The following is a 14,417-nucleotide window of genomic DNA, read 5'->3' on the forward strand; positions in this document are numbered from 1 at the left end:
GTCCGATTGCAACCCCGCACGCACTAACGCCGGCTCCACCACCATATGATAATGGGTGCGCACAAAACCGCTCTTGCCTACACCAAACCCCGTCACAATCCCATTTACATAACGAACAACTTGCTCGCCTTGCCAAAAGCTAAATGTCACTGGCGTATCTATCAAAGCAGAAAAAGAAATGTCTGGGTCAAAGCTCGATAACTTCAGCTCCAGCTTAAATGGCTCGGAAAGCCCTTCGGTAAGTTTAAAACTGATAACATCAAAGTGATAGTTTTCATTTGCTTCCAAGGTATAACGGTAATCGGATTGGGCTGACATAGGGAGTTCTATTTGAGTTTAGTTAAAATGATTTTATGCAGACTGGTATAATAAAACAAGCGGTCAGATTTAGTAATAATTTTGCAAATTTTTCACTAAATCTGACCGCTTATATTCAGAGATATTATTTTATAAAAGAATGATTATTTTAGATCAACTGATTCAGCTTTAATCCACATATTGATGTCTTTTTTGCCTTTGTAGTTGATGAAGTACCATTTTCTTCCTTTATTACCTTTTTGTTCTTTTAAAATAATTACTTTATCCCCCTTCACTAGATATATTTTTTTTATTAGTTGATACAAATGGCGAATCATATAAATATGACTTTTCATTTACAAATCCAATTTTCTTACATGAATTTTGATTTACTTCAAAGTCAGAAATATTACACTCAAAATAATTTGAGTTTAAAACATCCTCTCCATCTATTTTGTTTTTTAAAATATAGGCAACACCTTTATTTCTTGTTAAGAAATCGATACCACCTGCGTTTGTCACTAGTTTTATGTTTAGGTTTTCATTTAACTTAGTGAAGTTATAATCAATTACACCAAACTTAACATCCAAATCATTGACATAATTAAAATCTACTTTTTCTATATTCTTTTCCTCATTAAATACTAATTCATACCCATAATAAATATCATATTCAGGGGAGTAATTTATTTTATAAATATTTGATAACTTACCATTTTTTTATTAAAGGTGTAAGTTACCTCTGTCTTAGTATGTAATGAAGCATCATAATGATTTGATATTTTAAAATAATTATCATTAAAACTAACTAAACTACCTAGACTTTCATTAATTAATTCTGTTTTTATCTGCTTATTACCAAAATAAATGGTATTATCTTCTATTTCATATTCAGCAAAAGAAAAGTTAGATAAAAATAAAATAAATAAAAATAAAAAACATCTTATAACCATCTTAGACATCCCTCTAATTTATCAGCATATTCGGCTATAGTTTTCGCTTTATCCGTTCCATTTATTATACGTCTTGCGTTGAAATAATCCTTTTTTTTACCAGATATATAATGAGCCATCTTTATTTCTGTAAACATCCCTGTTTCCATACCATAAATCATTATCTTAGTAGCATTTTTTTGATCTAAGGCTAATTCTGGGTTATTAACTAAGTCCTTATGTAAATATTCGCCAGACTTTCTATAGTTTTTACGCCATGTAAGCTGAACATACCCTCTTCCTCTATATTTATAGCCATCTCCTTTTTCCGTATTTTCCATCTCTATTGCAACCTTTCTTCTTTTAGGAGTATCAGCCAAAATTGGATCATACTTATTAAAGTATGCCCTATTTCCTCTTTCTGTTATAGGCTCAAAAGTATGCCCTGTTTCATGTTTCGCTGTTGCTAGCATATAGGCAATTTTGGGTAAAGTACAAATATATGATAGTTCAGCTTCAATATATTCTTCAATACCAGTAAATATATTTTCTAAAGCCTGTTTCTGAGCACTTGTCAATTTATTAAACAACTTCTCATACTGACTAAAAAAGAAATCTCGGTCAATTAACCCTTTAATACACCTAATAAACCACCCAACCACCCCCAACGGATGAATATAATACGCCTGCTTATCCGTATCAAAGTTATTAACTTTCAAGTTTATCACCAAATCTTGCACCCGTTTAGCTAGTCGCTTTGCCTGCTCCTCTTGCCCCTTGCGACGATAAAGCTCCACCACCTGCGCAAAATCTGCCTCTCGTGTCGATTTCCATTCATTATCGTGTTTAGCAATAATCCCCGTCATTCTTCTGTGTTGGCTTGGATTTAAAGAAATTAGATTGAGTTTGCCCGCCTTAAATTCCGTCGGCTTATCTTTATCTAAATCCAACTCATCCAATATCGCACTGAACATCGGGTCAAGTTGGTCTTTTTCTACTTGGCTTAACTGGCTATTCGGGTCACACCATTCATGTAACTCTGCTTTGAAAATACACAATGAGTTACTCGATTGGTTAAACACATTTACACCCAGTAATAATACACCATGTGTAAGATGCGTATCATCCACGTAAATCTTCGCCTCTGATTTTTCCGGCGTATTATTCAAATACGCCCCAACATCATAGTAATCCTTTTTATTTTTTGCCTTCCCTATCGTCACTTTTTTCATTTCAGATAATCAGGCGAGGTTTTAGCGGACTGCGCAAAGGCCTATTACAAAACAAGCGGTCTGATTTAGTGAATTTTTTACAAATTTTTCACTAAATCTGACCGCTTATATTCAGAGATATTATTTTATAAAAGAATTACTCTTTTAGATCAACTGATTCAGCTTTAATCCACATATTGATGTCTTTTTTGCCTTTGTAGTTGATAAGGTACCATTTATTTCCAGATTCATCTGTTTTTTTACTTAAAATTTTAACTATATCACCTTCTATTAAGTACATATTGGATTTAACCAAATTACCCGAATACAAATATGACTTACCCTTAATCTTCACATAATTAAAATTAGAAATCCTCTCAGCCTGACGTGTATAACCAGCACCATTTAAAATTTTAATAGCATTATTAACTTTAGTATTATCGTAATCAATAGATAACAAAATAGAGATATAATTATTTACTTCATATTCAATAGCATCTGTAAATTTATTTTTTTTTGCATATGCCAACAAACCTTCCCAAGTTATTGGCAAACTTATATTAGGAAAAACATATGCCTCAAAATTACTTGAGGCACATATTTCCTCCCTAGCATTTTCGTTACTAACAAAAATTGCATTTTTTAATTCTAAAATTGCACATTTTGAATAATTAACTCTCTGGTACTCATCAGAAGCAACAAGAATATTAGATTCTAGATCATAATTAATCCTCAAAAATTTTTTATCATCTGAAAGATCCTTTGTGCTACTTGAAAAAAAATTAACTTTAATACTTTCCTTATTTTTATTAGAATAACAATTCTTCTTTGCTAAATTCACATCACCATCTATAGGATGTTTTAACGTTAAATTTATTTTACTTTCCTTGTCATATAGAAACAAATAATTACAACTTGAATCGACTTTATCATAGAGGCGATAATTATCATCTTCAAAAAGAATCATATCCTTTGAAAAAGCCTGTAATGAGAAAAATAATAATATTAATATTTTTTTATTCATAGTTTCCCCTTCAACTTTTTAAATCTACTCACCATGTCAGTACCTCGTCTATTGTTTCCATAATATTCTATAATTTCTCTTTCATAACTATTATGTTTTTCTCCCCATGTATTAGGGTTTTTATTTACATTAGGATGATTTCTATAGAAATAATTTAAAGCTTTAGCAAAATCCTCTGCTACATAACCAGGTCTATTAACATCGTGATCTAATACCGTTGCCTTTCCCAGATTAGATTTTATATAGCTAGATATTTGATAACTATAACCATTTGGCTTTTTAACCAATGCCTTATTATTTAATCTATCAACAAAATCTTCAACTTGTAAATCTTGATACTCTTCAATAATTACTGCTTCTGCAAAAATAGCCAAGGCTTTATTTGGCACAACTTTACCATAACTTTCTGCTGAACATCCTTCTCTTAAAAATTGTTTTAACTTTAATCCTGTCATACCGTTATAATAAGCAATGTATTTATTATTAACATTATCGACATCCCAACCACAACATTTAAAATATTTATCAAACAACGAAGGATGTTGTTGTTTAAATTTAAACATTTGAATAGGTAATTCTCCTGCACCAGAAGAATTAATTGTTTTTTGCATAGCACCTGCTGTTAATATTTCACTATCATAGGAATGAACAGCATCCATATTACCTTCATTATCTGACATTGCTAGTAAAATAGTTTTTTCATCTTGTGTTATTTTACCTGTAGAAATTAGATAATCCCAACGAGAATAAGAGTTAAGCTTCTTATTTCCCCAATAAACTGGTCCATAGGCTTTGCCATATCTAGTACACTTAATTTGATTAATAAGTTTATTACCGCATTGACAACCAGCAACAGCCAACCACCCAACCATCCCCAGCGGGTGCATATAATACGCCGGCTTCTCCGTATCAAAGTGATTTACTTTTAAACTGATTGCTAAATCCTTTATCCTTTTCTCCAATCGACTTGCCTGTTCCGCTTTTCCATGATGACGATAAAGTGCCAACATTTTCTCAAAATCATTAATACGCGTTGTTTTCCATTCATTATCGTGTTTAGCAATAATCCCCGTCATTCTTCTATGTTGGCTTGGGCTCAAAGAGATTTGATTCAGTTTGCCCGCTTTAAATTCCGTCGGCCTATCTTTATCCAAATCCAATTCACCCAATACCGCACTGAACATTGGGTCAAGTCGGTCTTTTTCTACTTGGCTTAACCGGCTGTTCGGGTCACACCATTCATGTAACTCTGCTTTGAAAATACACAATGAGTTACTCGATTGGTTAAACACATTTACACCCGGTAATAATACACCATGTGTCAGGTGACTATTATCTACGTAAATCTTTGCCTCCGACTTTTCTGGATGGTTATTCAGATACGGCGCAACATCATAATAATCCTTTTTATTTTTCTCTTTCCCTATCGTCACTTTGTTCACTTCGGACAACGGCACCATAATTTCAATTGATGTTGTATCAAATTCATAGGCTTCATCATTCATGACACTATAAAGCTGACTTCCCCGTGCCACATATAAAAAATTATCCGTCAGTCGCTTATTTCCCTTGTCTTGCGCATAAGCCCCTTTGGCTTTGGCTCTGAATGCCTCTATATCATCATAGCTAAACACTTCAAGATGAAGTAACTTTTGCTGGCTTTCCCCTGCTTGATTATATTCGCCCATTAAACCCAGCTCTTCTCCCGCTTTAACCTGAATCGGGGCAGGGAGTTTAACTTCTATATCCGACTGCGTTTTAACATTATTTTTTGCCAACAACGGAATGCCCCTGACTTCCTCCTCCTGCATAATCTGATAGGAATTTCGGTAAATTCGCCATTCTCCCGCCTCAGGTTTATGTGCCTTTCCTTGGCGGTCTTTATACCAAACCAGCTCGTCATACTTCTCTTTACTGTTATGCGTTTTTCTCACTAAAATCGTTGTCCCATCCGCTAAGCTCTTTCCTAACGAACGATTATTTCTGTCCCTTATCATTACCGGTGTTTTATCTGCTGATTGAACTTCACCTATAAGCATTGAGACTGTCGATTTATAATCACTTAATTTTGCCGTGTGACGATACAACGAATAAAACGTCAGCTTGTTGCCTTTCGGGTATTCCAATTCGTGCTCTAACAGAAAAAAGCCGGTTGAATAGACCGCACTTTGTGCATGCTCACTATCCGACTTATATTCACTATCCACTTTATACGCAATTAGCTTGCCGTCTGCAATCGCGCAGATTTTATGCTCATAATCACTCGAATGAAATTTATCCGCCCGTAAATGAATACCTTGGTGCCACAGTCCTTGTCGATTAAACAAAAATCGAGAATCAGCATCGCCTGCCAATCGGCTAAAATAATGTTGTAATGTATTTTTATCTTTCGATTTTGCTTTGAGTGGTAAGCCCACATGAGGAAAATTCGGCTTTTCTGTCTTAGGTTCTTTTGAGTCTGTCATATTATTTGCCTAACTATGATAATTTTAAGTCTAATACATCTGCAAGCTGCGCTTCATTGACTTCCATTTCAAACGGATTCACACCCTCCGCTGCACCACTCTCTTCTCGCAACTCACCCTCCACATACACATTCCCTATCAACTCTATCCCCTCTCGGCTGATAATAATTGTTCCTCCTGGGCCCTGCAACGTGACTTGCTCATACCCCTCAAGCTCAAACTGCTCACAAATCTGCTCTAACAACTCCCCTGCGTGCCAACTGCCGTTTTGAGCCACCTCTATCGTCAGGTCGTTGCCCACGTGGATATAGGTGTCGCCCTGTACGTCTAGGCGATAACTGTTGTTGATGTTTAGGATTTCATCTTTTTCAATTCTTGTGAGTCGGTTTCGTCCAATCTGACGCTGTTGGTCTCGATTGACCGTGAGGTCTTCATCCTGTGTGACCCTTTCCGTGCGATTGTTGCCTATGTGAATGTTTTCGTCTCGCACCACTTGTTCGCTACGGTCGTTCCCCACTTCGGTAGTTTCATTCCGTTTGACGATGTGATTTAAGTCTTTCTCTGCATGGATGAAGATTTCTTCCTGTCCTTTCTCATCTTCAAATCGCAGTTCGTTAAAGCCGTTGCCCTTATGGGTCTTGGATTTGGCTAGTCCTGCCCTAAATAAAATACAAGCGGTCGGATTTAGTGAATTTTTTGCCAATTTTTCACTAAATCCGACCGCTTGTATTTAAATATGCCTTTAGATATTTTTTTAAGCTGATTCATCAAGCACAATAGCATCATTGATATTATTCTCAAAAACCATTCTTATCGGGAAAATATCAATTGCACCAAATTTATTATAAAGCGGAGCATTAGCTATCACTTCTCCAAAATCAGGTATTCTATGTTTAAAACCTATCGGTGCAAGTTTTAAGCCGTCTGCATCCCCTGTACAAGCAGAATTATGTGCATACTGCGCCAAAATACTTAAATGCAATTTATCTCTAAAATGCTTTGGTTGCTTCGATAATTTGTCTGTTTTACGTAAAGTGTCCGTTTGATGTTGAATAAAATGCTCAACAGACAGCGGTCTTTCCAGCACTTCGGTTAAATAACTTTTTAGTACTTGGCTAAAATTCCCAGCCAGTAAAGACTGTGCACATTCTGATGAAGAAGAAATGACGTTAAAAAACGGGGTATATTCTGTATAGGCAATCTCTTTAACTAAGCTCGCTAAATGAGATTGAGTTAAATCTTCTGTAAACGGCAACAACGGCACGCCTGCTTTTACCGCACAATTATACATCGCCATTAACGTCACTCGTTGCAAATCATTGGTAACAACACGACGACCATACGCATAAGCATAGCGCACACCTCGTTTACTTGACAGTGAATAATTTTGCTCTACCATACGGTATTCCGCATTCCACCCCTCCCCAATCGGGATACCATTTTCAGGGTTAGATAACGCCTGCTTGGCTTCGGCTAGCGTATTCTTATTAGTATATTCGAAAATTCTTTCTGTAGTAGAAGGCGAATAACCACCACCCACATCCGAATGTGCCCCAATAAAACGATAGGTTTCCCCTGCGCCTTCAATATCAGTTAAGGGAAAGTTTTTGCGGTATTCATCTAACGCCACAAAATGCACGATTTTCTCGGCACTTTGGCGACTTAAATTGAGATTATAAGGTTCATATTTTTCAGCGGAAGGCGTGCCGAAAATTTCTGACCATAATGCCCCTGCCTCCGAATCTTGGCTTTCATCAATAGGCTTGTAGTTTTTATCGTCGCCTGCGTTGCCGAAAGAGCCTACAGTATCGAATAAGCCGACGAATTTGAATGAATGGTGCAGTGGTCTATCTAACTCATATGTATTTATTGTATTAATAAAGTCCCTAGCCAACGATGCACCACGACTAAAACCAAATACGTCAATATAAAATTTATATTCATTTTGAGAATATTTCGCTCGCAATTCATTTATTTGCCTAATGGCTTGATTAATTCGTTTAGCACCACCTGAACCCGTTCCTTTTCCTATAAGTGAATCCGATGCATTATCTTTGGTTCCAATACCATTGATATAAATAGCATCTAAATAAATCCGGCATTCCGTTACTTTGTTGCCAATAATATAAGCATCCCTTTCGGCTAATTTTGGATAAAGTCGATATAAACGAGCGATATTACTGGTTTGGTTTAACTTTTCATCATTAGTCAGGTTATTTCCTGTGCCATCAAAAAACACACCAACACGTAATACTTTACAATTCATTTTAAATCACCATTTAACACTGCTTTTTTGTAAACTTTATAAACATCCTCTTGAGGATTGCGGGGTTTGTTTTCCGTATAAAAATCAGGAATGTGACGAGTAATTTTAGGCATCCCCTCCTGAACACCTCGTAAGCTCCAAGTATTATAAAAATATCCTGCAACATCATAATCTTTTTTTAAGATTTCAAAGCGTAAGTATCTAATAACATTACTTAATGCCAATGGATCTTCTTTATCCTGTAATTTTTTCACTATAAATTGTAAATTGGGCTTGCTCTCAAAATCGGTACCGATAATGGCACAAATATGAGCCATCGCCATAAAATCTCCTTCCATGCGATTCTTACCAAAATACCGTTTTGAAATTTCATCGACTTTAGCCATCCAAGCCAACTGTGTTTTTTCATCGGTATCTCGCCAAAAATCTGGGTAATAAATTTCTAACATCTTGATAATTTCGCGATGTAGTCTTAACGTATCGTCTTGCTTAATCCGAAGTTCTTCTTCATCACTTAATTGATAAGGTTGGGAAAGGTCAAGCATCTTTTTCTCCTGTGATTCCGCTAAACATTTATATTGCACTTCTGGGCAACGGCGTTCTTTAAAAAACTGCTCCCGAAAACTGGGTTTAGAACAAGCGGTCATGGCTAAAACTAATAACCCCACCCCTAAAATGACTACTTTTTGAGATATTATTTTTGACATTTCAACATCTCCTAAATGAAATTTAATTTATACTCTATTAGTCAGATTATTTCCTGTACCATCAAAAAATACGCCGACACGTAATACTTTACAAGTCATTATCTACCACCTTTTGAGACTGTTTTGCGATAAATTTTATAAACATTTTCTTGTTGATTCTGAGGTTTACTTTCAGTATAAAAATCTGGAATATAGCGAGTGATTTTTGGCATACCTTCTTGAACTCCACGTAAGCTCCAAGTGTTATAATGAACTCCCCCATCATCAAAATCTTTCTTAAGAACCTCAAAACGTAAATAATCGTGTACATCACCAAGCACAGAGGGAGAATCACTATTTTTAAACTTATCAATGATAAATTTATACTTAGGATCCTGATCAAAATTAATCCCTAAAATAGAGCAAATCATTGCCATATTTTCCAGTTCTCCCCTTAAAGTTGGATATTTACTATATTTTTTCGTTAATTCGTGTGCTTGCTTTACCCAATCTATCTTCACTTGCTCATCTGTTACCCCTTCCCAAAAACCCGGATAATAAATCTCCAGCATTTGGCTGATTTCTTTATACATTCTTAAGGTTCTGTCTTGTTCCATATTGGCGCGGTCTTGCGCGGTAATTACATAGGGTTTTGACGGGTCAAACATTGGCTTCTCCTGATTTTCCAAGTTTTCTAACAAACAGCGGTATTTCACTTCTGCACAAGGGCGATTCTTAAAAAATTCCTCCCGAAAGCCAGCCTTGGAACAAGCAGTATTCAAGAGGGTAATAACAAAGACGGATAAAAGTGCGGTCGGTTTTTTCATCGTTTTTCCTCGTTACCAAAATAGCTTAAAGCAACTCGCTCAAATTTCAGCTTGGTATCTAATAAGCTTATTTTATGATAAAACAATTGTGTTTCATCTAAATAATAAAAACAGGTATCTGCACCAAATAAAAATAGTAACATCGGTTCAGACAATGAGTGAACAAAACGATTAAAAAATCTCAAATCAAAAAAGCGTCGGAGAAAAGGTTCATTTTGTTCATTTCTCACGTGATAAAAATAAGCCAAACGTGGAATTAGGGCTGACAGTGAGTCAGATGATTCAAGCAATAAACCAAATTGACAATCTTCTTGAGTTAATAAAGCTGAAACCGCTTGCTTATTTTGTTCCTCATTTAATTCTATAAGATAAGGAATCGCTTCAGCAATTTGTTGATAATCACCTTGGTATAAAGGCATATAGTTTAATTGCCAATCCTCTAAATTAAACCACACTTGTGGCATCAATGCGGCATCAAATAAACCGTATCTTATCTTTGGATTATCCATTCTCTTTACCTCTTAAAGTGACACAGTCAGAACAAAATTCCTCATTCACTGATGATTTTAATAAACTAACCATATCAGGCTCACCGCTCTGTTGAGAAAGCTCCCCCTCCACATACACATTCCCTATCAACTCTATCCCCTCTCGGCTGATAATAATTGTTCCACCTGGGCCCTGCAAAGTGACTTGCTCATAACCCTCAAGCTCAAATTGGTTGCATATCTGTTCTAATAACTCTCCCGACTGCCAACTGCCGTTTTGAGCCACGTCTATCATTAAGTCTTTGCCTACGTGAATATGTGTATCGCCATGCACTTCAAGACGGTAACTGTTGTTGATGTTTAGGATTTCATCCTTTTCAATTCTCGTGATGCGGTTTCGCCCTATATGGCGTAATTGGTCTCGGTTGACCGTGAGGGCTTCATCCTGTACCACCGTTTCCCTGCGGTTATTGCCGATGTGAATGTTTTCGTCTCGCACCACTTGTTCGCTGCGGTCGTTGCCCACTTCGGTGCTTTCATTACGTTTGACGATATGATTTAAGTCTTTTTCTGCATGCAGAAAGATTTCTTCTTGCCCCATTTCATCTTCAAATCGCCGTTCGTTAAAGCCGTTGCCCTTATGGGTCTTGGATTTGGCTAGTCCTGCCCTAAATAAAATACAAGCGGTCAGATTTAGTGAAAAATTTGCAAAAAATTCACTAAATCTGACCGCTTGTTTATTGAGAAATAACTGACTTTAATCTTTCAACGTAACTATTCAAGACCGTTTACATCATTTAACCATTTCTTACTACGGCACGACCAATATGATTGGCATAGGACTCTCTTACTGGTAATGGATTATTTCGAATCCGTCTTGCTTTATTTGCCATATTATCACTGGTATCTAAAAACTCACGATGTTTAAAACCAATAGGTGGTAATACCGTTCTATTGCTAAGAGGCGTTCCTGATGAATTATGGGCATAGTTAGCTAAAATATTTAAGTGAAACTCTGTTCTAATATGGGGTTCCGTTTGATTATTAAATGATGTGTAACCACCAATCGTTGATTTTAGTGATGAAATATTAGTGGTTGCGACTTTATAATATTCTACTAATTCTTCTGCCCAGTTAGATAATACGTTGGTATCATCTAGTTTAAATGGAATATCTTGATAAGCATTAGGAATATCTTTAATAAAAGGCACATTCTCTTTTAAGGCTAAGTTATACATAGCAACCAAAGCAACTTTTTGTAAATCATCCGTTACTCTTCGTGACCCCCTGCATAACGTCGGAAACAATGCGACATTTACTGAATAATCTGATGTATGCTTAGCACGACTACATTGCCAATTTTCACCCAATTTAATACCATTTTGAGGCGTCTCTAAATTTTTTTCTGCTTGATTTAAATTAGTCTCTTTAGAATAGCTAAATAATTTTTCGTCTTCTATTTTTGCATAGCCACCGCCAATATCAGAATGTGCACCAATAAAATAATAAGTTAAGCCAGCACCTTGCGTGTCGGATAAAGGAAAGTTTTCACGATATTCATCTAATGCAACAAAATGGACGATTTTTTCTGCACTTTGAGGGGAAAGATTGAAGTTATAAGGTTCGTAATATTCTGACGGTGGTGTTTTACCTGCCGCTTCATATTTTATCGTATCAGTTTCAGTATCTTCATCGCTAATTGGCTTATAGTTAATATGATTACCCGCTAAACCAAAAGAACCTACTGTATCGAATAAGCCTACGAATTTGAACGTAACATCTAACATGCTATTTTGTGGATTATACATTGAATTGATAAAATCACGTGCCATTGCCGCACCTCGACTAAAACCAAATACATCAATGTAGCATTTATACTCAGATTGGGAGAATTGTTCTCGAATAGCAGCAACTTGCCTAATCGCCCGTCTAATCCTCTGTGCACCTAACTCACCCGCCGCCCCACCCATGGTATAATCATCATGATTATTAATGGTACCAACACCTTCTATATAAATCGCACAGGTGTAAATTAAACATTCAGTAACAAGATTACCTTTCAGCACATCATTATTCGAATATAATCTAAATAATTTTCCTATATTACTCACTCCATTTTTACTTCTGCCGGCTTCATCATTAGTTAGATTATTGCCAGTGCCATCAAAGAAAACGCCGATTCGAATCACTTTACAGCTCATTTTATCTTTCCTCCATACCGCACCGTATTGACATAAATACGTAGCTTATTTTCATCCGGATTATAAGGCTTCCACTCGGTATTAAAATCAGGCACGTGACGGGTCATCGGCGGCATGCCTTGTCTCACACCCCGTAAGCTCCAGTTATTATATTGGTTACCTGCCTCATCATAATCTTTTTGTAATACTTCAAAACGCAGATAGCTATTTATCTCACCTAATGATACATAATCATCTTCCTTCAGTTTTTGAACCACAAAAGCCAATTTCGGATCTGCTTCAAAATTCAGCCCAATAATAGCACAAACTGATGCCATTATTTCTAATTCCGCTCGCATTCTATTCTCACCATAGTACCGCTTAGTAAGCTCATCTACTTTTTCTATCCAACCTAACCGTGTTTTTTCATCGGTATCTCGCCAAAAACCTGGGTAATAAATTTCTAACATCTTGATAATTTCGTGATGTAATCTTAACGTATCGTCTTGCTTGATGCGAAGTTCTTCTTCATCACTTAATTGATAAGGCTGGGAAAGGTCTATCATCTTTTTCTCCTGTGATTCCGCTAAACATTTATATTGCACTTCTGGGCAACGGCGTTCTTTAAAAAACTGCTCCCGAAAACTAGGTTTTGAACAAGCCGTAATAGCCAATGCCAGTAAACTAAATCCTAGAAAAGCAGTTTTTTTAGACATTGTGTGTAACATTTCAAGCTCCCTTAATCATATTGACGATAAATTCAGGCATTTCTGTTTGTAACCAATAAATTTGATTATCTTGATAAGAGACCACCTGATAACAATCTAATGCGACATCTAAATAACAAAAAATCGTCTGATTATCAAACAGATAAGCACAATAATCTGCTGGCAAAGTAGATAAAAAAGCATTAAACAGCCGTAAATCAAAAAAACGCCGTAAACAAGGTTCGTTTTGCTTATTTCTAATATGATAAAAATAGGCTAAACGTTCTACTAGCTCATCTAAATTCAATTCAGTAAAAATCAGCAAGCCTTGCTGATAAGCCTTGTTTGTAAGCAATTCACTTACTGCCGTTTCATCAGAAGACTTATCTAATTCAATTAAATACGGAACAGCTTCGGCAATAGGCTGGTAATTTCCTCGGTATAAAGGTCTATAGCTTAATTGCCAACCATCTAAGTTAAACCATATTTGTGGCATTAGTGCAGCATCAAACAAACCGTAAAGTTTCATATTATGTTGATTTTCGATTGGCATAATTTACTACGTTCCATTTCCTTCATTTAACTGAACACAATCTATACACATTTCTTGCCCTTCATTCGCTACTTGCTGTAATCGACTAACCATATCAGGCTCGCCACTTTGTTGAGAAAGCTCCCCTTCCACATACACATTCCCTATCAACTCTATCCCCTCTCGGGTGATAACAATTGTTCCTCCTGGGCCCTGCAACGTGACTTGCTCATAACCCTCAAGCTCAAATTGGTTGCATATCTGCTCTAACAGCTCTCCCGACTGCCAACTGCCGTTTTGAGCTATCTCTATCGTTAAGTCATTACCAACGTGAATATGCGTATCACCGTGTACCTCTAGACGGTAACTGTTGTTGATGTTTAGGATTTCATCCTTTTCAATTCTCGTGATTCGGTTGCGCCCTATATGGCGCAACTGGTCTCGATTGACCGTGAGGGCTTCATCCTGTACCACAGTTTCCCTGCGGTTATTGCCGATGTGAATGTTTTCGTCTCGCACCACTTGTTCGCTACGGTCATTGCCCACTTCGGTGCTTTCATTACGTTTGACGATGTGATTTAAGTCTTTCTCTGCATGCAGAAAGATTTCTTCCTGTCCTTTCTCATCTTCAAATCGCAGTTCGTTAAAGCCGTTGCCCTTATGGGTTTTAGATTTTATCGTCATTCGGCTTTTGTGTTCGGGAAGGTTATATGGCGGCTCGGTGGTACTGTGGTACGTGCGCCCTACCACTATCGGTTGGTCTGGGTCGCCGTTGAGGAATTTCACCAGCACTTCATCGCCG

At 36.6% G+C, this 14,417-nt stretch carries 15 protein-coding genes; all 15 read right to left on the minus strand.

Annotated features, from left to right (window positions below):
* Nucleotides 1-318, minus strand: a 318-nt coding sequence (locus tag C228_RS13725) for a contractile injection system protein, VgrG/Pvc8 family (protein ID WP_039771400.1), incomplete at its 3' end; no start/stop codon positions are given.
* A 261-nt stretch (nt 319-579) separates the two neighbouring features.
* Entirely contained in the window at nt 580-819 is a 240-nt protein-coding gene (locus C228_RS14915; protein ID WP_245552772.1) for a hypothetical protein, read from the minus strand.
* Between the two features lie 421 nt (nt 820-1,240).
* Nucleotides 1,241-2,461: a glycoside hydrolase family 19 protein gene (locus C228_RS14920; RefSeq protein ID WP_018652934.1), complete on the minus strand. Its 1,221-nt coding sequence runs from the start codon at nt 2,459-2,461 to the stop codon at nt 1,241-1,243.
* Between the two features lie 136 nt (nt 2,462-2,597).
* A complete protein-coding gene (locus tag C228_RS0112490) occupies nt 2,598-3,464 on the minus strand; it encodes a hypothetical protein (protein ID WP_018652935.1) in 867 nt (288 codons plus the stop codon).
* Entirely contained in the window at nt 3,461-5,929 is a 2,469-nt protein-coding gene (locus tag C228_RS14925; RefSeq protein ID WP_018652936.1) for a hypothetical protein, read from the minus strand. The genes C228_RS0112490 and C228_RS14925 overlap by 4 nt, the downstream gene beginning before the upstream one ends.
* Before the next feature lie 13 nt (nt 5,930-5,942).
* On the minus strand, nt 5,943-6,632 hold the full coding sequence (locus tag C228_RS0112500) for a bacteriophage T4 gp5 trimerisation domain-containing protein (RefSeq protein ID WP_018652937.1): 690 nt from the start codon (nt 6,630-6,632) through the stop codon (nt 5,943-5,945).
* 51 nt (nt 6,633-6,683) lie between these two features.
* Entirely contained in the window at nt 6,684-8,195 is a 1,512-nt protein-coding gene (locus C228_RS0112505; protein WP_018652938.1) for a phospholipase effector Tle1 domain-containing protein, read from the minus strand.
* Nucleotides 8,192-8,902 carry a hypothetical protein gene (locus C228_RS0112510; protein WP_018652939.1) on the minus strand — a complete coding sequence of 237 codons (711 nt, stop codon included), beginning with the start codon at nt 8,900-8,902 and terminating at the stop codon, nt 8,192-8,194. Before C228_RS0112510 ends, C228_RS0112505 begins: the two co-directional genes overlap by 4 nt.
* 98 nt (nt 8,903-9,000) lie before the next feature.
* The gene (locus C228_RS0112515; protein WP_018652940.1) at nt 9,001-9,708 is read right to left on the minus strand and encodes a hypothetical protein; all 708 of its coding nucleotides are present in this window, start codon (nt 9,706-9,708) and stop codon (nt 9,001-9,003) included.
* Nucleotides 9,705-10,217 carry a DUF4123 domain-containing protein gene (locus C228_RS0112520; RefSeq protein WP_018652941.1) on the minus strand — a complete coding sequence of 171 codons (513 nt, stop codon included), beginning with the start codon at nt 10,215-10,217 and terminating at the stop codon, nt 9,705-9,707. Before C228_RS0112520 ends, C228_RS0112515 begins: the two co-directional genes overlap by 4 nt.
* A complete protein-coding gene (locus C228_RS0112525; RefSeq protein ID WP_018652942.1) occupies nt 10,210-10,797 on the minus strand; it encodes a bacteriophage T4 gp5 trimerisation domain-containing protein in 588 nt (195 codons plus the stop codon). The genes C228_RS0112520 and C228_RS0112525 overlap by 8 nt, the downstream gene beginning before the upstream one ends.
* A gap of 196 nt (nt 10,798-10,993) precedes the next feature.
* Nucleotides 10,994-12,397, minus strand: a complete 1,404-nt coding sequence (locus tag C228_RS0112530; RefSeq protein WP_018652943.1) for a T6SS phospholipase effector Tle1-like catalytic domain-containing protein — start codon at nt 12,395-12,397, stop codon at nt 10,994-10,996.
* Nucleotides 12,394-13,104 carry a hypothetical protein gene (locus C228_RS0112535; RefSeq protein ID WP_018652944.1) on the minus strand — a complete coding sequence of 237 codons (711 nt, stop codon included), beginning with the start codon at nt 13,102-13,104 and terminating at the stop codon, nt 12,394-12,396. Before C228_RS0112535 ends, C228_RS0112530 begins: the two co-directional genes overlap by 4 nt.
* Before the next feature lies 1 nt (nt 13,105).
* Nucleotides 13,106-13,636 carry a DUF4123 domain-containing protein gene (locus C228_RS0112540; RefSeq protein WP_018652945.1) on the minus strand — a complete coding sequence of 177 codons (531 nt, stop codon included), beginning with the start codon at nt 13,634-13,636 and terminating at the stop codon, nt 13,106-13,108.
* A gap of 6 nt (nt 13,637-13,642) precedes the next feature.
* Nucleotides 13,643-14,417: bacteriophage T4 gp5 trimerisation domain-containing protein (locus tag C228_RS14530; protein WP_018652946.1), on the minus strand; the 775-nt coding region annotated here is incomplete at its 5' end.

The organism is Actinobacillus capsulatus DSM 19761 (genome assembly GCF_000374285.1).
Classification (GTDB): Bacteria; Pseudomonadota; Gammaproteobacteria; order Enterobacterales; family Pasteurellaceae; genus Actinobacillus; species Actinobacillus capsulatus.

Excerpts from the sequence above, each read along its gene's own strand:
- C228_RS14920 (WP_018652934.1), bottom strand. The coding sequence starts at position 2,461 with ATGAAAAAAGTGACGATAGGGAAGGCAAAAAATAAAAAGGATTACTAT.
- C228_RS0112490 (WP_018652935.1), bottom strand. The coding sequence starts at position 3,464 with ATGAATAAAAAAATATTAATATTATTATTTTTCTCATTACAGGCTTTT.
- C228_RS14925 (WP_018652936.1), bottom strand. The coding sequence starts at position 5,929 with ATGACAGACTCAAAAGAACCTAAGACAGAAAAGCCGAATTTTCCTCAT.
- C228_RS0112505 (WP_018652938.1), bottom strand. The coding sequence starts at position 8,195 with ATGAATTGTAAAGTATTACGTGTTGGTGTGTTTTTTGATGGCACAGGA.
- C228_RS0112510 (WP_018652939.1), bottom strand. The coding sequence starts at position 8,902 with ATGTCAAAAATAATATCTCAAAAAGTAGTCATTTTAGGGGTGGGGTTA.
- C228_RS0112515 (WP_018652940.1), bottom strand. The coding sequence starts at position 9,708 with ATGAAAAAACCGACCGCACTTTTATCCGTCTTTGTTATTACCCTCTTG.
- C228_RS0112520 (WP_018652941.1), bottom strand. The coding sequence starts at position 10,217 with ATGGATAATCCAAAGATAAGATACGGTTTATTTGATGCCGCATTGATG.
- C228_RS0112525 (WP_018652942.1), bottom strand. The coding sequence starts at position 10,797 with ATGGGGCAAGAAGAAATCTTTCTGCATGCAGAAAAAGACTTAAATCAT.
- C228_RS0112530 (WP_018652943.1), bottom strand. The coding sequence starts at position 12,397 with ATGAGCTGTAAAGTGATTCGAATCGGCGTTTTCTTTGATGGCACTGGC.
- C228_RS0112535 (WP_018652944.1), bottom strand. The coding sequence starts at position 13,104 with ATGTTACACACAATGTCTAAAAAAACTGCTTTTCTAGGATTTAGTTTA.
- C228_RS0112540 (WP_018652945.1), bottom strand. The coding sequence starts at position 13,636 with ATGCCAATCGAAAATCAACATAATATGAAACTTTACGGTTTGTTTGAT.